Genomic DNA, 18438 nt, shown 5'->3' with positions numbered 1-18438 from the left:
CCCATCGGATCAGACCCGTACTTCGCGGTCGCGCAGGCCCTTGGGGTCGATGACCTCGCGGATCAGCCGCAGCTCGTCCGGGGTCGGCTCCCGGGTGTACGGGACCTCGCGGTCGATGGAGAGCTCGAAGCCGGTCGCGGCCCGGACCTGCTCCACCGTGACGCCCGGATGCACCGAGACCATCCGCATCGAGTGGTCCGGGCCGCCGAAGTCGAAGACGCCGAGATCGCTGACCACCCGCGGGAGCCGGTGGTAGCGGGTCACCCCGGCCGCCTCCGCGCGGTCGTAGCCCACCCCGCTCACCATGTCGACGCGCTCGACGAACACCCGGGTGGAGTGCTTGGGGATCCAGTAGCTCACCGGGTTGTTCAGGGTGTTCACCGGAGCACCGCGCACCCCGAGGAGCTGGCGGGCCGGCCGCTCCCAGTCGCCGATGCAGGAGATGTTCTGGTTGCCGAACCGGTCGATCTGGCTGGCGCCCATCATCACGTGGCGCCGCCCGCCCGTGACCATGGTGAGGTGGCGGCGGTACGGGAGCCAGCCCTCGGCCGTGCCGTCGAGCCCGACGAGCATGGCTTCGCCGTCGGTGAGCAGGAGGTCCGGGGAGAAGGTCCGCTTCGCGAGGCGGGCACCGAAGGACGGCACCAGGCCCATGGGGCTGGCCAGCACCTCGCCGTTGTCCCGCCAGGCCTCGGCGCAGGCGATCACGCAGTACTCCGAACGGCTGACGGTCGCCGTCGCGGCCGCGGTGGTCTCCGTGCTCACTTCTGCTCCTCGTGCCAGGCCTGGACGGCGGACTGGTAGGCGTGCTCGCTGTCGCCGGAGAGGAAGCGCTCGGCGAACTCGGGCCAGGGGGTGGTCGCGTACAGCTTCTGGAAGGCCTCGTCGCGGTCGTAGTCGGGGGCGCAGGAGGTGAAGTGCGCGCCGTTCGGGGTCTCCACGACCCCGGTGACCGAGTGGCGGCTGACGAGGAGGGACTGCGGGGGCCCGGCCTTGGAGAGCTCCGCGGTCTCGACGATCTGCTCGCAGGAGACGTACGCGGCGTCCGCGGCCTCGCAGAAGAGGTCGTCGAAGTACGGGTCCGGTCCCAGGTACTGGGCGTTGCCGAGGCGGTCGGCGCGGTTGAGGTGGACCAGGGCCGCGTCCATGCGCAGGGCGGGGACGGCGACGAACTCCTCGCCGTCGGCGTAGGGCGAGGTGACCGTCCGCAGCTCGGGGTTGACGCGCATGACGTCGGAGCCGAGGGCGGCGCGGACGGGGAGGAAGGGCAGCCGGTTGGCGGCTGCGTGCAGGCCCCACATGAACATGGCCTCGTCGAGCTCGGTGAGGGGGAAGGCGGCCCGTTCGCGGGCGGCCCGGAAGTGCGGCTCCAGCGGGATCGAGTCGAGGGTCGCGAAGGGGGCCACGAGCTTGCCGATCTTCCCGGCGGCGGCGAGCAGCCCGACGTCGGGGCCGCCGTACGAGACCACGGTGAGATCGGTGATCTCGGAGCGGAGCAGTGCGCGCACCAGGGCCATGGGCTTGCGCCGCGAGCCCCAGCCGCCGATCCCGATGGTCATCCCGCTGCGGAGCCGCCCGACCACCTCGTCGGGGCTCATGGTCTTGTCGGTCATGCGGATTCCGCCTTTGCGTCCGTCTTCGGGTCCGTCTTCGCGTCCGTCTTCGTGTTCGTGTCCGTGGCCGTGCTGCCGAAGGTGTCGCGGACCCGGTCGGCGACCCCGCTGAGGTTGGCCTCGAAGGTGAAGCCCTGCTCGAAGCGGTAGCTGCGGCGCACGTCCACGGGGTCGATGCCGTTGATGGCGGCCTTGGCCAGCCGGATGAGGTAGCCGTCCTTCTTCGCGATCTCGGCGGCCAGCTCCAGGGCGGCGGCCCGCAGCTCTTCGCGCGGCACCACCTTCCACACCGAGCCGTGCGCGTGCAGTTCGGCGGCGGTCGCGGTGCGCGAGGTGTAGTAGAGGGTGCGCATCAGGTGCTGCGGGACGAGCCGGGCCAGGTGGGTCGCGGCCCCGAGGGCGCCCCGGTCCAGCTCCGGCAGTCCGAAGGTCGCGTCCTCGGAGGCCACGATGGCGTCGGCGTTGCCGACCAGGCCGATCCCGCCGCCGAGGCAGAAGCCGTTCACGGCGGCCACGATCGGGACCTCGCACTCGTACACGGCGGCGAAGGCCTCGTAGCAGCCCCGGTTGGCGCCGATGAGCGAGGCGTGGCCGGTGTCGCGCTGCATCTCCTTGATGTCGACGCCGGCGTTGAAGCCGCGGCCCTCGGCGGCGAGGACGACGCACCGGACCTCCGGGTCGCGGCCGGCCGCGCGCAGGGCGTCGGCGAGGTCGTACCAGCCCTGCACGGGCAGTGCGTTGACGGGCGGGAAGTCGACTGTGACGAGTGCGATGCCCTTGTCGGGGCTTGAGGTGGAGACACCCATGAGCGGATCAGCTACCTTTCCACCAAACATTTGTTAGGTGAGGAAGGTAGCAGCCGATGGAGCTCAACGGGAGGGTTGTGGTCGTCACCGGCGGAACCCGGGGCGTCGGCGCCGGGATCGCGCGGTCGTTCCTCGCGGCGGGGGCCCACGTCCTCGTCTGCGCACGGCGGCCGCCGGACGAACCGGTGGCGCACGGCGGCCGCGAAGCGGTGTTCGCCCCCCTGGACCTGCGCGATCCGGCCGCGGTGCAGGAGTTCTTCGCATCGGTAGCCGAGCGCCACGGACGCCTCGACTGCCTGGTCAACAACGCCGGCGGGACCCCGTACCGACTGCTCGGCGAGGGCGAGGCGGAGCGCCACGCGAGGGTGCTGGAGCTGAACCTGACCGCCCCGATGACCGCCTCGCTGGCCGCGTACCCGTGGCTGCGCCGGTCGCGGGGCTCGGTGGTGATGATCGGCAGCGTCAGCGGGACCCGGCCCTCGCCGGGTACGGCGGCCTACGGGGCCGCGAAGGCCGGCCTGGAGAACCTGGCCCGCTCGATGGCCGTCGAATGGGCCCCCGAGGTACGGGTCAACTCGCTGGTCCTGGGCATGGTGCGCACCGAACTCGCGCACCTGCACTACGGAGACGAGGCGGGCATCGCGGCGGTCGGCGCGACCGTCCCGCTGGGACGCCTGGCCGAACCCTCGGACGTGGGGGAGGCGGCCGTGTTCCTGGCCTCCGACCGGGCGGGGTACGTGAGCGGGGCGAGCCTGCTCGTGCACGGGGGCGGCGAGCGCCCGGCGTTTTTGGATGCGGCAACCGCGAACAAGAGCAAGAACGAGGAGAGCTGACATGGGACTGGGACGCGCCGACAGGCTGGCCGAAGGCCGTGTGGTCATCGTGACGGGCGCCGGGCGGGGGCTGGGCCGGGCCCACGCGCTGGCCTTCGCCGCCGAGGGGGCCCGGGTCGTGGTGAACGACCTGGGCGTCGGCCTGGACGGACTGCCCGGGGCGGACAGCCCGGCGGTCCAAGTGGTCGAGGAGATCCGGGCGATGGGCGGGGAAGCGGTCGCGCACGGCGGGGACATCGCCACCTCGGAAGGAGCCTCCTCCCTGATCGAGACGGCCGTCTCGGCCTTCGGGCGGCTGGACACCCTCGTCAACAACGCGGGGTTCCTGCGCGACCGGATGCTCGTGAACCTGGACGAGGACGACTGGGACGCGGTGATGCGGGTCCATCTGAAGGGCCACTTCCTCCCCCTCAAGTACGCGGCCGCGTACTGGCGGGCAGAGGCCAAGGAGGGCCGCCAGGTGGCCGCCCGGGTGGTCAACACCTCCTCGGGGGCCGGGCTGCTGGGCTCGGTCGGGCAGGGCAACTACAGCGCGGCCAAGGCGGGGATCCTCGGCCTGACCCTCGTCTCGGCGGCGGAGATGGGCCGGTACGGGGTCCAGGTCAACGCGATCGCCCCGGCCGCCCGGACCCGGATGACGGAGCAGGCCTTCGCGGAGACCATGGCCGCCCCCGGGGAAGGGGACTTCGACGCGATGGCCCCCGAGAACGTGTCCCCGCTGGTGGTGTGGCTCGGCTCCGACGCCTCGGCCGGGGTCACGGGCCGGGTCTTCGAAGCGGAGGGCGGCCGCATCACGGTGATGGAGGGCTGGCGCCCGGGCCCCACGGCCGACTGCGGGGCCCGCTGGACCCCGGCCGCGGCGGGGGAGACGGCGGCGAAGCTGCTGTCGGAATCGGAGCCCCCGCAGCCGGTGTACGGGGCGCGGTAGGCCGTCTCTTCCGGATCCTGCCGGGTCCGCCCGGGTTCCGGACATCCTGGGGGCCCGGGGAGGCCGGTCGGCCGGCGGGGCGGGGGGAGGCGGGCTGCTGGGGGCGGGCCGGCCGCCGATTCGGACTCGTGGGTTCCGGCCAGGCCGTGCGGGGGCGGGGGTGTTGTCCGTATCGCGTCCTTACCCGGCCCGTGCGCCCGTGGTGGCATGTCCATGCCGAATTCGGCATTTCCCGCGACGGACGGAGCATCCGGACATGCCCCTGCGCAGAGCGGCCCTCGGGGCCGCCTCCCTCACCCTGGTGGCCCTGGCCGCCCCCGCTCACGCCGACACCCCCTCCGCGCCGCCCGGCCGGATCACCGTGGAGGTGGTCGGGGCCAACGGCTCCGGCTGCCCCGCCGGGACCACACAGGTGGCGGCCGCCTCCGACAACACCGCCTTCACCGTCACCTACAGCGACTACCTCGCCCAGGCCGGAGCCGGCTCCGGCGGCACCGAGTTCCGCAAGAACTGCCAACTGGCCCTGCGCGTCCACGTGCCCCAGGGGTACACGTACGCCATCGCCCGCGCCGACTACCGCGGCTTCGCCAGCCTCCAGCGCGGCGCCTTCGGCCAGCAGCGGGCCGGCTACTACTTCCAGGGCGCCGGGCAGACCGCCCGTACCGTCCACCAGTTCAACGGCGCCTACGCCGACAACTGGCAGGCGAGCGACGAGACCGCATACCAGGACCTGGTCTTCGCCCCCTGCGGAGAGGTGCGCAACCTCAACGTCAACACCGAACTGCGCGTCCTCGCGGGCTCGTCGAACCCCCAGGCGCTCAGCTTCATGAGCATGGACTCCACGGACGGCAGCGTCAGCACCGTCTACCACTTCGAATGGAAGGAGTGTCCCGCCACCGCCTGACCGCCGACAGCGCGTACGCAGAAGGAGTGACAACGATGTCGCATTCCCTGTCCCGCACCCTGTTCGTCGGCGGCGCGGCCGCCGCCCTGATCGCCACCGGGGCCCCCGCCCAGGCGGCCGCCATCACCGTCCCGCCCGACAAGATCGTGATCGAACTCGCCACGGTCAACGGCTCCGGCTGCCGCGAGGGCACCGCCGCCATCGCCGTCTCCCCCGACAACACGGCCTTCACGGTCACCTACAGCGAGTACCTCGCCCAGGTCGGCGCCGGCGCCCCGCCCACCGCCTTCCGCAAGAACTGCCAGCTCAACCTGCGCGTCCACGTCCCGAACGGCTTCACCTACGCGATCGTCCAGGCCGACTACCGGGGCTTCGCCAGCCTCCAGCGCGGCGCGTGGGGGCAGGAGCGTGCGAACTACTACTTCCAGGGGATGTCCCAGACCGCCCAGCGCACCCACCAGTTCAACGGCCCCGTCGACGACAACTGGCAGTCGACCGACAAGACCGAATACGCCGACCTCGTCTGGGCCCCCTGCGGCGAGCAGCGCAACTTCAACATCAACACCGAACTGCGGGTGGGCGCCGGCACCTCCGGCCCCCAGGCCCTCAACTTCATGGCCATGGACTCCACCGACGCCAGCGTGAACACCCTCTACCACCTCGCCTGGCAGACCTGCCCGGCGCACAAGCCGTAACGGCCGATACGTAGCGGCCGATACACCGGGGCGGGGCCGACGTGCGACCAGCCCCGCCCCCCCTTTCCCGCTCAGCGGGAACACCCCCTCCCGCCCCCGCCCGGGCCCCGCCTACCGTCTGCGGCACCACACACCACCGCAGCCGGGAGGACCCCATGCTCAACGACCGGCGCCGGCGCGAGGCCGCCGAAGCACTGCGCGGGGCCGAGGCGCGTCGGGCCCCCATACGGCCGCTGACCGAGCTGTTCGAGGGGATCGGCACGCAGGACGCGTACGAGATCCAGCTCCTCAACATCCGCCACCGCGTGCAGGCCGAGGGCGCCCGCATCACCGGGCACAAGGTCGGGCTGTCGTCCCCCGTCATGCAGGCCATGATGGGCGTGGACGAACCCGACTACGGGCACCTGCTCGACGCGATGGAACTGCGCGAGGACACCCCGGTCCCGGCGCACGCCTACTGCGCGCCCCGCGTGGAGGTCGAGATCGGCTTCGTGCTCGGCGCCGACCTGCCCGGCGAGGGCTGCACCGCGGCCGACGTGCTCGCCGCGACCGAACGGGTCGTACCGGCCATCGAGCTCATCGACAGCCGGATCGCCGACTGGCGGATCTCCATCGCCGACACCATCGCCGACAACGCCTCCTCCGCCGGATACGTCATCGGGGAGGGGATCGATCCGCGTCAGGTGGACCTGAAGGCCGTCGAAGCCACCCTCACCAGCGGCCCCGACCTCCTCGCCAGCGGGCGCGGCGACGCCGTGCTCGGGGATCCCGCCGAGTCCGTGGCCTGGCTGGCGCGGACCGTCGCCCGCTTCGGAGTGCCGCTGCGCAAGGGCCACTTGATCCTGCCCGGGTCCTGCACCCGCGCCGTGGACGTGACCGCCGGTCGGACCTACACCGCCGAGTTCACCGGGCTCGGCCCGGTGTCCCTCTCCTTCTGCTGAACCCCCGAGGTGATCACGATCAAGAACACGGTCAAGAACACGGCCAAGAAGGCGACCGCCGCCATCGTCGGCTCCGGGAACATCGGAACCGACCTGCTCTACAAGCTGATGCGCTCCCCGTACATCGAGCCCCGCTGGATGATCGGCGTGGACCCCGACAGCGAGGGCCTCGCCCGCGCCCGCCGGGCCGGGCTCGACGCCTCCCACGAGGGCGTCGACTGGCTGTTCGCCCGGGACGAGCTGCCCGACCTGGTCTTCGAGGCCACCTCCGCCTCCGTGCACCGGGCCAACGCCCCGCGCTACGCGGAGCGGGGGATCAGGGCGGTCGACCTGACACCGGCCGCCGTCGGCCCCGCCGTCGTACCGCCCGCGAACCTGACCGCCCACCTCGACCGCGACAACGTCAACATGATCACCTGCGGCGGCCAGGCCACCATCCCCATGGTGTACGCCGTCTCGCGCGTGGTCCCCGTCGCCTACGCCGAGATCGTGGCCTCGGTGGCCTCCGTCTCGGCCGGCCCCGGCACCCGCGCCAACATCGACGAGTTCACCCGCACCACCTCCCGGGGCATCGAGGAGATCGGCGGCGCCGCCCGCGGCAAGGCCATCATCATCCTCAACCCCGCGGAACCGCCCGTCATCATGCGCGACACCGTCTTCTGCGCGATCCCGGCCGACGCCGACCGCGAGGCCATCGCCGCCTCCGTCAAGCAGATCGCCGAGGACGTGGCCTCGTACGTGCCCGGCTACCGGCTGCGCACCGAGCCGCAGTTCGACGATCCCTCCCCGCTGAGCGGCGGGATGGCCCGGGTCGCGATCTTCCTGGAGGTGGAGGGCGCCGGCGACTACCTGCCGCCCTACGCCGGAAACCTCGACATCATGACCGCCGCCGCCACCAAGGTCGGCGAGGAGTTCGCCAAGGGGATGATGAAGTGAACGCCTATTCCGACACCCTCGACATCCGGATCACCGACTCCTCCCTGCGCGACGGTTCGCACGCCAAACGCCACCAGTTCACGGGCGAGGACGTGCGCTCGGTCGTGACCGCCCTCGACGGCGCCGGGGTCCCCGTCATCGAGGTCACCCACGGGGACGGACTCGGCGGGTCCTCCTTCAACTACGGCTTCTCGAAGACCCCCGAGCAGGAACTCATCAAGATCGCCGCCGAAACCGCCGGGAACGCGAAGATCGCCTTCCTGATGCTGCCCGGCCTCGGCGTGAAGGACGACATCCGCGCCGCGCACGGCAACGGCGGCGCGATCTGCCGGATCGCCACCCACTGCACCGAAGCCGACATCTCCGTCCAGCACTTCGGGCTCGCCCGCGACATGGGCCTGGAAACCGTCGGATTCCTGATGATGGCCCACTCCACCACCCCCGAGAACCTCGCCCGGCAGGCCCGCATCATGGCCGACGCCGGCTGCCAGTGCGTGTACGTCGTCGACTCCGCCGGCGCCATGGTCATGGACGAGGTCACCGACCGGGTGGCGGCGCTGGTCGCCGAACTCGGCCCCGACGCCCAGGTCGGCTTCCACGGCCACGAGAACCTCGGACTGGGCGTGGGCAACTCCGTCGCCGCCGTCCGCGCCGGGGCCCTGCAGATCGACGGCTCGACCCGCCGCCTCGGCGCGGGCGCGGGCAACACGCCCGTCGAGGCCTTCGCGGCCGTCTGCCAGAAGATGGGCATCCGCACCGGCATCGACGTACTGAAGATCATCGACGCCGCCGAGGACGTGGTCCGCCCCGTCATGGACGAAGAGTGCAGGCTCGACCGGATGGCCCTCCTCATGGGCCACGCCGGCGTCTACTCCAGCTTCCTCAAGCACGCCTACCGGCAGGCCGAGCGCTACGGGGTCCCCGGCGCGCAGATCCTGCTGCGCGCGGGCGAACGCCGCCTCGTCGGCGGCCAGGAGGACCAGCTCATCGACATCGCCGTCGAATTGGCTGCCGAGCGCCAGGGCGCGTAGCCCGGTCACCTCCAGCCCAGCCAAATCCACCCCAGCCAAATCCAGCCCCGCCGGCGTTTGAGGCGCGGGGTCCGGGGCGGAGCCCCGGGAACGGCGGCCCGCCGCACCACGAACCGAACCACAACGAAGTGGAGGGCCACCCATGGCCGAAACGACCGCAGCCGACGAAGCGCCCCGTGTCATCGAAGCCGCCCCCGTGCCCGCGAGGTTCGCCCGAGGCTGGCACTGCCTGGGCCTCGCCGCCCCCTTCCGGGACGGAACCCCGCACGAGATCGAGGCCTTCGGCACGAAGCTCGTCGTCTTCCAGGGCGCCGATAACGGAGAGCTCGGCGTCCTGAACGCCTACTGCCCCCACATGGGCGGCAACCTCGCCCACGGCACCGTCAAGGGCGACGCCGTCGCCTGCCCCTTCCACGACTGGCGCTGGTCGGGCGACGGCCGCTGCGCCGCCATCCCCTACGCCCGCCGCGTCCCGCCGCGCGCCAGGACCCGCGCCTGGACCACCCGCGAACGCAACGGCCAGCTCTACGTCTGGCACGACCCCGAGGGCAGCCAGCCGCCGCCCGAGGCCGAGATACCCGTCATCGAGGGGGTGGGCGACCCCGAGTGGTCCGACTGGAGCTGGAACTCCCTGCGCGTGGAGAACTCCAACTGCCGCGAGATCGTCGACAACGTCGTCGACATGGCGCACTTCTACTACGTGCACTACGCCTTCCCGACCTACTTCAAGAACGTCTTCGACGGCCACGTCGCCACCCAGTACATGGAGTCCACCCCGCGCGGAGACGTGGACCTCGGCACCCTGTCCACCGGCGGCGGCCTGCGCTCGGACGCCTCGTACTACGGCCCCTCCTACATGATCGACAAGCTGTGGAGCGATATCGGCGGCGGTGTCGAGCTCGAATCCGTGCTCATCAACTGCCACTACCCGATCGACGAGAACAGCTTCATGCTCATGTACGGGACGATCGTCAAGAAGCTCCCCGGCATGACCGACGAGCAGGCCGCCGACGCCGCCCGCCTCACCTCCGAGGGCCTCGCCGTCGGATTCGAGCAGGACGTCGACATCTGGAAGAACAAGACCCGCATCGACAACCCGCTCCTGACCGAGGAGGACGGCCCCGTCTACCAGCTCCGCCGCTGGTACGAGCAGTTCTACGTGGACCGCGCCGACGTCAAGGACGAGATGGTGCGCCGCTTCGAGTTCGAGATCGACACCACCCGCGCCACCGCCGCCTGGAAGGCCGAGGTCGCCGAGAACCTCGCCCGCCGCGCGGCCGGGGCCCCGTGATGACCCCCGTCGTGTGCGGGGAGTGCGCCGCCGAGGTGCTGTGCGAGAAGTTCAGCCCCGCCCACACCCAGATCCAGTGGATCCACGAGGCCGCCGTGCTCCCGGGGGGATGCCCGCGCATCGCCGCCGAGGTCGCGGCGGGCCGGCCCAGCGCCCGCGTCCGCTCCTGCGGAGCCCTGCGCGCGGGCATCGAGGCAGCCGTCCTGGAAGGCCGTCTGGAGGTGCCGGCCGATGTCTGACACCGACGGACTTCTTACGTCGCCCCGCGCCGCAGGGGTCCGGAGCCCGGCCCCGGCCGCGACCGCGGGCGGAGCATCCGGCAGGCTGCTGGTCCGCGTCACCGAGCGGATCCAGGAGACCGCCGACGCCGTCTCCCTCGTACTCGACGCGCAACTCCCGTACCGGCCCGGACAGTTCCTCACCCTTCGGCTTCCCCCGTCGAGCGGGTCGGGCGGCGCGGCCCGCTGCTACTCCCTGGCCGGCTCCCCGCACACCGGGGACCCGCTGCGCATCACCGTCAAACGGGTCCCCGGCGGCGCCGGATCCGGCTGGCTCTGCCAGGGCGTGGCCGTCGGCGACGAGCTGGAGATCCTGCCGCCCGCCGGCACCTTCACCCCGGCCGACCTGGACCGGGACCTCCTCCTGGTGGCGGGCGGCAGCGGGATCACCCCGGTCCTGTCCATCGCCAAGTCGGCCCTCGCGGCCGGCCGGGGCCACGTCGCCCTGGTGTACGCCAACCGCGACCCCGGCTCGGTGATCTTCCGCGACGAGCTGTGGGGGCTGGCCGAGGCCCACCCCGGCAGGCTCACCGTCGTGCACTGGCTGGAGAGCCTCCAGGGACTGCCGAGCGCCCCGCACCTGGGCCCGCTCGTGGCCCCGTACGCCGGCCGCGAGGCCTACCTGTGCGGGCCCGTTCCGCTGATGGACGCGGCGGAGACGGCCCTGCGGTCGGTGGGCACCCCGGGCGGGTCCGTCCACCGCGAGCGGTACTTCTCCCTGAGCGGCGACGTCTTCGCACCCCCGGCCCCGTCAGCCCCGGAGGCCGGATCCGGGGGAGGGGCCGTCGCCGAGGTGGAGCTCGACGGGGCCGTGCACACCGTGCGCTGGCCGGCCGGGACCCCGCTCCTCGACGCCCTGCTCGCCGCGGGCGTCCCCGCCCCCTACTCCTGCCGCGAGGGCGCGTGCAGCGCCTGCTGCTGCCGGGTGGTGGAGGGCGGGGCCACGATGGTCCGCAACGAGGTCCTGGACCGCGAGGACCTGGCCGACGGCTACGTCCTGGCCTGCCAGGCACTGCCGCTCGGCGACCGCGTCCGCATCACCTACGAGGGCTGAAGGCGGCTGAACACGGCTGATGACGGCTGATGACGGCTGAACGGAACCGGGCCCGGCCCCCTGGCGAGGGGTCGGGCCCGGATCCTTCACTCGTGCGATGGGGTACCACTACCCACTACATCCACTCGCTGAACCGCAGCCACCCCATCATGTTGTCCATCGCCTGCGCGGAGACGGCCGGAGCCTGGTCCTCCGGCGGGGCCACCCGTGCGGCCCGGCCCGCCCGGCCGGGCCCGTACAGCTCCCGCCACACCGACCGCGCGCAGGCCAGTACCGCCGGTGCCAGCCGCGCCGACTCCCGGTCCCCGCGGCCCGAGGACACCGACACGGCGGCCACGGCCCGCCCGGCCCCCCGCAGCGGCGCGGCCACGCAGGAGATCCCGCGGAAGCTCTCCTCCCGGTCGTACGCCACCCCGCTCTCGCGGATCGCCGCGAGCTCGGAGCGCAGCGCCAGTGGTCGGACCAGGGTGCGGGCGGTGCGCGGCCGCAGGCCCTGCGCGAGGACGTGTTCCACCGCCGACGGGTCGCTGAACGCGAGGATCGCCTTGCCGGTGGCCGTGCAGTACGCGGGCATCCGGCCGCCGACCCGCGAGGGCACGGTGGTGGCCTCCGAGCCGCCGATCCGCTCCAGGCACACCACCTCGGCCCCGTCGAGCACCGACAGGTGCACCACCCGGCCCGTCTGCTCGTGGAGCGCGTGCAGCAGCGGCAGGGCGGCCCGGCGCAGCCGGTTGTGGTGGGAGGCGAGCGCGCCCAGCTCCAGCATCCGCATGCCCATGCGGTAGTCGCGGCCCTCGCGGTCCAGCCAGCGCAACTGCACCAGCTGGTCGAGGATCCGGTGGGCGGAAGAACGCGGGATTTTGGAGCGGCGCACGACCTCGGTGAGCGACAGCCGCGGCTGTGGACCCTCGAAGGCGCCCAGCACCCTCGCGGCCTTCTCCAACAGCGACAGCGGTGCGAGCTCGGTCTCCATGACCTGGTCGAGCACGAGAAAACCCCCTGCGTGAGGCGTTGGGGCGACCCTGCCACGGCTCCTGGCCGGAGGGGAAGCACCAGGAGAGGGTTATTTCATTCAGTAATACTTCGGATAGGAGGGTCCGGGTCCCGGAACAGGTGGCGCCGACTCCCGCAGGGCCCTTCCCACTCAGCGGGAACGACACGTTCCACGCCCCCGACACCCCGGCGTACGTTCACCGCACCTCGCAGCCGACGACCCCGAGAAAGGGACACCGATGAGCGACGAAGACGTCCTCGCAGCAGTCCGCGCCCTCGCCCCCACCCTGCGCGAACGCAGCGCCGAGGCCGAAGCGCAGCGCAAGGTCCCCGAGGCGAGCATCAAGGAACTGGCCGCCACCGGCTTCTTCCGCCTGCTCCAGCCCAAGGCCCACGGCGGCCGCGCCGCCGACCCGGCACTCTTCTACGCCGCCGTCAAAGAGATCGCCAAGGCCTGCGGCTCCACCGGCTGGGTCTCCTCCGTCGTCGGCGTCCACCCCTGGCACGTGGCCCTCTACGACCCCCGCGCACAGGAAGAGGTCTGGGGCCAGGACCCCGACACCCGGATCTGCTCCTCCTACGCCCCCACCGGCAAGGTCACCGCCGTCGACGGAGGATTCACCGTCAGCGGCCGCTGGCACTTCTCCTCCGGCTGCGACCACGCCGACTGGGCCCTGCTCGGCGGACTGGTCACCGACGCCGAAGGCCGGCCCGTGGACATGCGGACCTTCCTGATCCCCCGCACCCAGTACCGCATCGACGAGGTCTGGGACACCGTCGGCCTGCGCGGCTCCGGCTCCAACGACATCCTCGTCGAAGACGTCTTCGTCCCCGACCACCGCGCCCTGAGCTTCGGCCCCGTCACCGCCCTGAAGGTCCCCGGCCACCAGCTCAACCCCGAGCCGCTCTACCGGCTCCCCTACGCCTCCGTCTTCACCACCACCATCTCCACCCCCATCGTCGGCATCGCCGAAGGCGCCTACGAGGCCTACGTCGCCGCGACCCGCGAACGCTTCCGCATCTCCTACGGCCAGCAGGTCGCCGAAGACCCCTTCGCCCAGGTCCGCATCGCCCGCGCCGCCAGCGACATCGACGCCTCCTGGCTCCAGCTCCAGCGCAACATCGGCGAGCTCTACGCCCTGGCCGAACGCGGCGAGGAACTCCCGATGGAGCTGCGCACCCGCGCCCGCCGCGACCAGGTCCTCGCCACCGAACGCAGCGTCGCCGCCGTCGACCTCCTGATGGAGAACGCGGGCGGCAGCGCCATGCGCACCGGCGCCAACCCCGTCCAGCGCGCCTGGCGCGACGTCCACACCGGCCGCGGCCACGCCGCCAACGACCCCGAACGGGCCCTGGTCCTCTTCGGACAGGGCGCCCTCGGCCTCGACATCCAGGACACGATGCTGTGAGCCCGCAGGCACTGACGTACGAGAACACCTCCCGCACCGCCCGCGCCGCCGGCCTGACCCTGCACTACCACGAGGCCGGCCCCGCCGACGCACCCGTCGTGATCATGCTGCACGGCGGCGGCCCCGGCGCCTCCGGCTGGTCCAACTTCGGCGGCAACCTGCCCCACTTCTCCCAGCACTTCCGCACCCTGCTCGTCGACCAGCCCTGCTACGGCCGCTCCGACAAACCCGAACCCGACCGCGACTACTTCAGCTTCAGCGCGGCCGCCGTCATCGCCCTCATGGACGAACTCGGCATCGACCGGGCGAACCTCATCGGGAACTCCCTCGGCGGCGGCACGGCCACCCGACTGGTCCTCGACCACCCCGGCCGCGTGGACAAGCTCCTGCTCATGGGACCCGGCGGCATCTCGCTCAACCTCTTCTCCGCCGACCCCACCGAAGGCATCAAACGGCTCTTCGAGTTCAGCCTCGCCCCCGAGCCCACCCGCGAGCAGATGCGGACCTTCCTCACCACCCTCGCCCACGACCCGGCCATCGTCACCGACGCCCTCGTCGAGGAGCGCTGGGCCCAGGCCACCGACCCCGAAGCCAGGCTCGGCAACGCCCGGATGGGCGCCTCCTTCGCCAAATGGCCCGAGGAGGCGATGCTCTGGCGCGAAGCCCACCGCATCAGCCGCCCGGTGCTGCTGACCTGGGGCCGCGAGGACCGCGTCAACCCCGTCGACGGGGCCTTCCTCGCGCTGAAGACCATCCCCGACGCCCGCCTGCACGTCTTCCCGCACTGCGGGCACTGGGCGCAGACCGAGGCCGCCGACGAGTTCAACCGCCTCGCCACCGACTTCTTCCTCCACTGATCCCACCGAGGAGTTCCCCCATGGACATCCGCGCACTCGGCTACCTCCGCATCGAGACCGCCGACCTCGCCGCCTGGCGCACCTACGTCCTCGACATCCTCGGCATGGCCCAAGCCGAAGGCACCACGGACACCTGCCTGAACGTCCGCATCGACGACCGCACCCACCGCTTCCAGTTCGTCACCGGCGACCAGGACCGGCTGCTCGCCGCCGGCTTCGAAGTCGCCAACGCCCGCGCCCTGGAGGAAGCCGCGGCCGAACTCGAGAACGCCGGACACCCGGTCAAGCGGGCCGACGACGCCACCCTCGCCGACCGCCGCGTCCAGGGCCTCGTCCACTGCGAGGACCCCAGCGGCAACCCCCTGGAGATCTACTGGGGCCAGGCCCAGGACCACAGCCCGCTCGCAGCCCCGTACGGCAACCGCTTCGTCACCGGCGGGCGCGAGGGCAATCTCGGCCTCGGCCACGTCGTCCTGCCCGCCGCCGACACCGAGGTCACCCTCGACTTCTACGAGAACCTCCTCGGCTTCCAGCTCCGCGACTCGATGAAGCTGCCCCCGGTCGCCGTCCCCACCGGCAAGCCCGGCCGCGACTTCCACTGGATGCACTTCCTCAGCCCCAACCGCCGCCACCACAGCCTCGGCCTCTACCCCGGCGCACTGCCGCCCGGCATCGTCCACTTCATGGTCGAACTGGAGACCCTCGACGACGTCGGCTACTGCCTCGACCGCATGAACCGGGCCGGCATCCCCATCGCCTCCACCCTCGGCCGCCACTCCAACGACCACATGGTCTCCTTCTACGCCCAGGCCCCCGGCGGCTTCCAGGTCGAGTACGGCTGGGACGGCCTGGTCGTCGACCCCGCCACCTGGACCGCGAAGGAGATCACCGCGGACAGCTTCTGGGGCCACCAGTGGAACGGCTGACCGGGCCCGCGGATCCTGCGGACCCCGCAACCGGAACCGGTCCCGTCGACCCGGCCGCCTTCCGCGAGGTGCTCGGAGCCTTCGCCTCCGGCATCACCGTCGTCGCGGCCCTCGCACGGGACGGCCGCCCGGCGGGGCTGGCCTGCCAGTCCTTCGCCTCCCTCTCCCTCGACCCGCCGCTGGTCCTGCTCTGCATCGGCAAGGGCTCCTCCAGCTGGCCCAAGGTCCGCGCGGCCGGCCGGTTCGGGGTCAGCATCCTCGCCGAGGAGCAGCGCTCCGTGTGCGAGGCCCTCGGCCGCCGGGGAGAGGAGAAGTTCGCCGGAGTCGACTGGGAACCCTCCGCCCACGGAGCCGTCCGCATCACCGGCGCCCTCGCCACCGCCGACTGCGCCCTGGAGAGCGTCCACGAGGCCGGCGACCACTACCTCGTCACCGCCCGGGTCCTCGAACTGACCGCCCGCGACGGCGGCTCACCCCTGCTGTACTACCGCAGCGCCTACGCCACGGGAGCCTTCGGATGACAACTGAACCCGCTGAACCTGCTGAACCTGCTGAATCCGCCTACGACGTGGTCGTCGTCGGCTCCGGCGCCGCCGGTCTCGCCGCCGCCGTCACCGCCCGGCTGCGCGGCCTGAGCGTCCTCGTCGTGGAGAAGACCGACAAGTACGGCGGCTCCACCGCCCTGTCCGGCGGCGCGATCTGGGTCCCCGGCAACTTCCACCTCGACCGGGCCGGCCTCGCCGACACCTACGCCAAGGCCCGCGCCTACCTCGACGCCACCGTCGGCGACCGGGTCCCGGCCGCCCGCAAGGACGCGTACCTCTCCCACGGGCCGCGCATGGTCGAGGAGTTCCACGACCGCACCGAGATCCGCTTCATGTACACCCCCGGCTACTCGGACTACTTCCCCGAGGCCCAGGGCGGCATGGCGCAGGGCCGCTCCATCGAGCCGTGCATCGTCGACCTCAAACGCCTCGGCGAGCTCGGCGCCTCCATGCGCCGGGCCGGACTGCCCACCTACGGGCTGACCATGACCTCGTACGACTTCCGCTTCCTGAACATGGTCAGCCGGACCTGGGCGGGCAAGAAGACCTCCGTCAAGGTCGGGTTCCGCGCGGCTCTGGCGCTGGCCACCGGCCGCAAGCTGCTCTCCCTCGGGGAGGCGCTCGTCGCCCGCATGCGGCTCTCCCTGGACCGGCTCGGCGGCGACCTGTGGCTGTCGGCGCCGCTGACCGGCCTGGTCACGGACCCGGCCGGACGGGTGACGGGCGTACGGGTCCTGCGCGGGGGCCGCGAAGTGACCGTAGCGGCGCGGGGCGGGGTGGTGCTGGCCTCCGGCGGGTTCTCGCACGACCAGGCGCTGCGCGAGAAGCACCTGCCCGCGCCCACCTCCACCGCCTGGACGCACGCCTCCGAGGGGCAGAGCGGAGACGCCCTGAGGCTCGGTGAGGAACTGGGGGCCGCCACCGACCTGCTGGACAAGGTGTGGGGCGCGCCGTCCGTGTGCCCGCCGGGGGAGAAGCCGTTCTTCCTCGTCGCCGACCGCGGCATCCCGGGCATGGTCATCGTCAACGAGGCGGGGGAGCGCTACGCCAACGAGGCCCTGCCTTACCACGCGTTCGTGGACCGGATGTATGCCGCCGACCGGCCCGAGGCCACGACCGTGCCGTCCTGGCTGGTCCTCGACGCCCGTTCCAAGGCCCGGTACATCTTCGCCGGGCTCTTTCCCGGGCAGCCCTTCCCCAAGAAGTGGCTGGAGAGCGGCTTCCTGAAGAAGGCCGACACCCTGGAGGAGCTGGCCCGGCAGATCGCCGCCCCCGGCCTGCCCGCCACGATCAGCCGCTTCAACACCTTCGCCGAGACGGGCGTCGACGTGGACTTCGGGCGGGGCGAGAGCGTCTACGACCGCTACTACGGCGACCCGACGCTCCCCAACCCGAACCTGGCGCCGATCGACAAGGGCCCCTTCTACGCGGTCCCCGTGCACCCGGGGGACATCGGCACCAAGGGCGGACTGGTCACGGACACCGACGGCCGGGTCCTCCGCGAGGACTCCACGCCGATCCCCGGCCTCTACGCCTCGGGCAACTGCTCGGCGGCGGTGATGGGGGAGACCTACCCCGGGCCGGGCGCCACGATCGGCCCCGCGATGGCCTTCTCCTGGGCGGCCGTCAACGCGATCGCCCAGGCACTGGCCCGGACCGTCTAGGAGAGCTTGCCGTCGTAGTCCGGCAGCTTGACGGTGCGCTCGGCGTGGCCGCCGACCAGGTCGCTCTGGTTGTTGCCGATGTTGGCGATGATCGTGTAGCCGCGCGCCTCGATCTCGGCCCGCTTGGCCGTCTTGTACGCGCTGACCTCGGTGAACAGCGCGGGCAGATCGCGGACGTAGAGGCCCGAGACCGGGTAGCCGACGGCCTTGAGGTTGCGCTCGGTGAGGGAGTACACGATCCCGGGGCGGGCGGTGACGAAGAAGATGGCGACCCCGCGGTCGTTGGCGTACCGGGTCAGGTCGCGGACCTTGGCGATCGCGGGTGTCGGGGACGTCCAGAACCAGTGGAAGTCCGTCTCCAGCGAGGAGTTGTCGATGTCGAGGACGATCGCGGGCTTCTCACCGGCGGGCGAGGCGGCGATGCGCTGCTCGATCCCGGGGCGGGCGGCGTCGATGACGGCGGCGACGTCGCCCTGCCAGGTGGCGTAGTCGATGCCGAGGAAGAGCGCGTTGCCGCCGGGCGCGGACGCGGTGCTGGCCGCAGCCGCCGTCTTCGCGGGGGCCGCCTGGGCGGTGGTGGCCGGAAGGAGGGCCAGGACGGCGGCGGCTACGGCCACTGCGGCGGCGGTGGTGGTGCGGGTGCGGGTGCTGCGCATGGGGGACGCTCCTCGGTCACGCGTTGACATGTACGGGACCAGACTGGACAGCGACCGCCCCCGTGTCTACTGGCCGGT

The 18438-nt window shown here is 72.2% G+C and carries 20 protein-coding genes; 15 read left to right on the top strand and 5 right to left on the bottom strand.

Features of this window, described 5'->3' with window-relative positions:
* Window positions 1-9: 9 nt before the first annotated feature.
* From OG490_RS09730 to OG490_RS09720, 3 genes are read right to left on the bottom strand one after another with little or no spacing between them, the layout of a single operon-like run.
* Window positions 10-765 (bottom strand): CoA-transferase subunit beta, encoded by a 756-nt coding sequence (locus tag OG490_RS09730; RefSeq protein ID WP_330295879.1) that lies wholly within the window; start codon window positions 763-765, stop codon window positions 10-12.
* A complete protein-coding gene (locus tag OG490_RS09725) occupies window positions 762-1613 on the bottom strand; it encodes a CoA transferase subunit A (RefSeq protein WP_330295878.1) in 852 nt (283 codons plus the stop codon). Before OG490_RS09725 ends, OG490_RS09730 begins: the two co-directional genes overlap by 4 nt.
* Window positions 1610-2419 carry an enoyl-CoA hydratase family protein gene (locus OG490_RS09720; protein WP_330295877.1) on the bottom strand — a complete coding sequence of 270 codons (810 nt, stop codon included), beginning with the start codon at window positions 2417-2419 and terminating at the stop codon, window positions 1610-1612. Before OG490_RS09720 ends, OG490_RS09725 begins: the two co-directional genes overlap by 4 nt.
* A gap of 56 nt (window positions 2420-2475) precedes the next feature.
* On the opposite strand from OG490_RS09720, the gene OG490_RS09715 reads away from it, so the two are divergent.
* The 10 genes from OG490_RS09715 (at window position 2476) to OG490_RS09670 (ending at window position 11310) form a co-directional block, all read left to right on the top strand.
* Window positions 2476-3252 carry an SDR family oxidoreductase gene (locus OG490_RS09715; protein ID WP_330295876.1) on the top strand — a complete coding sequence of 259 codons (777 nt, stop codon included), beginning with the start codon at window positions 2476-2478 and terminating at the stop codon, window positions 3250-3252.
* Between the two features lies 1 nt (window position 3253).
* Window positions 3254-4180 carry an SDR family oxidoreductase gene (locus tag OG490_RS09710; protein WP_330295875.1) on the top strand — a complete coding sequence of 309 codons (927 nt, stop codon included), beginning with the start codon at window positions 3254-3256 and terminating at the stop codon, window positions 4178-4180.
* 256 nt (window positions 4181-4436) lie between these two features.
* Entirely contained in the window at window positions 4437-5084 is a 648-nt protein-coding gene (locus OG490_RS09705; protein WP_330295874.1) for a DUF4360 domain-containing protein, read from the top strand.
* A 35-nt stretch (window positions 5085-5119) separates the two neighbouring features.
* Entirely contained in the window at window positions 5120-5779 is a 660-nt protein-coding gene (locus tag OG490_RS09700) for a DUF4360 domain-containing protein (protein WP_443065776.1), read from the top strand.
* Between the two features lie 155 nt (window positions 5780-5934).
* On the top strand, window positions 5935-6720 hold the full coding sequence (locus OG490_RS09695) for a 2-keto-4-pentenoate hydratase (RefSeq protein ID WP_330295873.1): 786 nt from the start codon (window positions 5935-5937) through the stop codon (window positions 6718-6720).
* Between the two features lie 9 nt (window positions 6721-6729).
* Entirely contained in the window at window positions 6730-7656 is a 927-nt protein-coding gene (locus OG490_RS09690) for an acetaldehyde dehydrogenase (acetylating) (protein ID WP_330295872.1), read from the top strand.
* The gene (dmpG, locus tag OG490_RS09685) at window positions 7653-8687 is read left to right on the top strand and encodes a 4-hydroxy-2-oxovalerate aldolase (RefSeq protein ID WP_330295871.1); all 1035 of its coding nucleotides are present in this window, start codon (window positions 7653-7655) and stop codon (window positions 8685-8687) included. Before OG490_RS09690 ends, dmpG begins: the two co-directional genes overlap by 4 nt.
* A gap of 142 nt (window positions 8688-8829) precedes the next feature.
* Window positions 8830-9978, top strand: a complete 1149-nt coding sequence (locus OG490_RS09680; protein ID WP_330295870.1) for a Rieske 2Fe-2S domain-containing protein — start codon at window positions 8830-8832, stop codon at window positions 9976-9978.
* Window positions 9978-10217 carry a hypothetical protein gene (locus tag OG490_RS09675; RefSeq protein WP_330295869.1) on the top strand — a complete coding sequence of 80 codons (240 nt, stop codon included), beginning with the start codon at window positions 9978-9980 and terminating at the stop codon, window positions 10215-10217. Before OG490_RS09680 ends, OG490_RS09675 begins: the two co-directional genes overlap by 1 nt.
* Window positions 10210-11310: a ferredoxin--NADP reductase gene (locus OG490_RS09670; RefSeq protein WP_330295868.1), complete on the top strand. Its 1101-nt coding sequence runs from the start codon at window positions 10210-10212 to the stop codon at window positions 11308-11310. The genes OG490_RS09675 and OG490_RS09670 overlap by 8 nt, the downstream gene beginning before the upstream one ends.
* Before the next feature lie 115 nt (window positions 11311-11425).
* Here OG490_RS09670 and OG490_RS09665 read toward each other — a convergent pair whose 3' ends face one another.
* Window positions 11426-12298: an IclR family transcriptional regulator gene (locus tag OG490_RS09665; protein ID WP_330295867.1), complete on the bottom strand. Its 873-nt coding sequence runs from the start codon at window positions 12296-12298 to the stop codon at window positions 11426-11428.
* 244 nt (window positions 12299-12542) lie between these two features.
* On the opposite strand from OG490_RS09665, the gene hsaA reads away from it, so the two are divergent.
* From hsaA to OG490_RS09640, 5 genes are read left to right on the top strand one after another with little or no spacing between them, the layout of a single operon-like run.
* Window positions 12543-13712, top strand: a complete 1170-nt coding sequence (gene hsaA / locus OG490_RS09660; protein WP_330295866.1) for a 3-hydroxy-9,10-secoandrosta-1,3,5(10)-triene-9,17-dione monooxygenase oxygenase subunit — start codon at window positions 12543-12545, stop codon at window positions 13710-13712.
* Window positions 13709-14569 (top strand): 4,5:9,10-diseco-3-hydroxy-5,9,17-trioxoandrosta-1(10),2-diene-4-oate hydrolase, encoded by an 861-nt coding sequence (gene hsaD / locus OG490_RS09655; protein WP_330295865.1) that lies wholly within the window; start codon window positions 13709-13711, stop codon window positions 14567-14569. Before hsaA ends, hsaD begins: the two co-directional genes overlap by 4 nt.
* A 20-nt stretch (window positions 14570-14589) precedes the next feature.
* Window positions 14590-15495, top strand: coding sequence for a VOC family protein (locus OG490_RS09650; RefSeq protein ID WP_330295864.1), 906 nt, complete (start codon window positions 14590-14592; stop codon window positions 15493-15495).
* Window positions 15483-16016 carry a flavin reductase family protein gene (locus tag OG490_RS09645; RefSeq protein WP_330295863.1) on the top strand — a complete coding sequence of 178 codons (534 nt, stop codon included), beginning with the start codon at window positions 15483-15485 and terminating at the stop codon, window positions 16014-16016. Before OG490_RS09650 ends, OG490_RS09645 begins: the two co-directional genes overlap by 13 nt.
* Window positions 16013-17704: an FAD-dependent oxidoreductase gene (locus tag OG490_RS09640; RefSeq protein ID WP_330295862.1), complete on the top strand. Its 1692-nt coding sequence runs from the start codon at window positions 16013-16015 to the stop codon at window positions 17702-17704. The genes OG490_RS09645 and OG490_RS09640 overlap by 4 nt, the downstream gene beginning before the upstream one ends.
* Here the strand turns inward: OG490_RS09640 and OG490_RS09635 are convergent.
* Entirely contained in the window at window positions 17701-18360 is a 660-nt protein-coding gene (locus tag OG490_RS09635) for an HAD family acid phosphatase (protein ID WP_330295861.1), read from the bottom strand. The genes OG490_RS09640 and OG490_RS09635 overlap by 4 nt on opposite strands.
* Window positions 18361-18438: the final 78 nt, after the last annotated feature.

Origin of the sequence: Streptomyces sp. NBC_00503, assembly GCF_036346895.1 — a bacterium.
In the GTDB taxonomy this organism is placed as follows: domain Bacteria; phylum Actinomycetota; class Actinomycetes; order Streptomycetales; family Streptomycetaceae; genus Streptomyces.
This window is presented reverse-complemented; position numbering and strand designations above follow the sequence as displayed.

Bases quoted from the DNA above. Each gene is read 5' to 3' on its own strand.
- OG490_RS09725 (WP_330295878.1), bottom strand. From the start codon at position 1,613: ATGACCGACAAGACCATGAGCCCCGACGAGGTGGTCGGGCGGCTCCGC.
- OG490_RS09720 (WP_330295877.1), bottom strand. From the start codon at position 2,419: ATGGGTGTCTCCACCTCAAGCCCCGACAAGGGCATCGCACTCGTCACA.
- OG490_RS09715 (WP_330295876.1), top strand. From the start codon at position 2,476: ATGGAGCTCAACGGGAGGGTTGTGGTCGTCACCGGCGGAACCCGGGGC.
- OG490_RS09710 (WP_330295875.1), top strand. From the start codon at position 3,254: ATGGGACTGGGACGCGCCGACAGGCTGGCCGAAGGCCGTGTGGTCATC.
- OG490_RS09705 (WP_330295874.1), top strand. From the start codon at position 4,437: ATGCCCCTGCGCAGAGCGGCCCTCGGGGCCGCCTCCCTCACCCTGGTG.
- OG490_RS09700 (WP_443065776.1), top strand. From the start codon at position 5,120: ATGTCGCATTCCCTGTCCCGCACCCTGTTCGTCGGCGGCGCGGCCGCC.
- OG490_RS09695 (WP_330295873.1), top strand. From the start codon at position 5,935: ATGCTCAACGACCGGCGCCGGCGCGAGGCCGCCGAAGCACTGCGCGGG.
- OG490_RS09680 (WP_330295870.1), top strand. From the start codon at position 8,830: ATGGCCGAAACGACCGCAGCCGACGAAGCGCCCCGTGTCATCGAAGCC.
- OG490_RS09675 (WP_330295869.1), top strand. From the start codon at position 9,978: ATGACCCCCGTCGTGTGCGGGGAGTGCGCCGCCGAGGTGCTGTGCGAG.
- OG490_RS09670 (WP_330295868.1), top strand. From the start codon at position 10,210: ATGTCTGACACCGACGGACTTCTTACGTCGCCCCGCGCCGCAGGGGTC.
- hsaA (WP_330295866.1), top strand. From the start codon at position 12,543: ATGAGCGACGAAGACGTCCTCGCAGCAGTCCGCGCCCTCGCCCCCACC.
- OG490_RS09650 (WP_330295864.1), top strand. From the start codon at position 14,590: ATGGACATCCGCGCACTCGGCTACCTCCGCATCGAGACCGCCGACCTC.
- OG490_RS09640 (WP_330295862.1), top strand. From the start codon at position 16,013: ATGACAACTGAACCCGCTGAACCTGCTGAACCTGCTGAATCCGCCTAC.
- OG490_RS09635 (WP_330295861.1), bottom strand. From the start codon at position 18,360: ATGCGCAGCACCCGCACCCGCACCACCACCGCCGCCGCAGTGGCCGTA.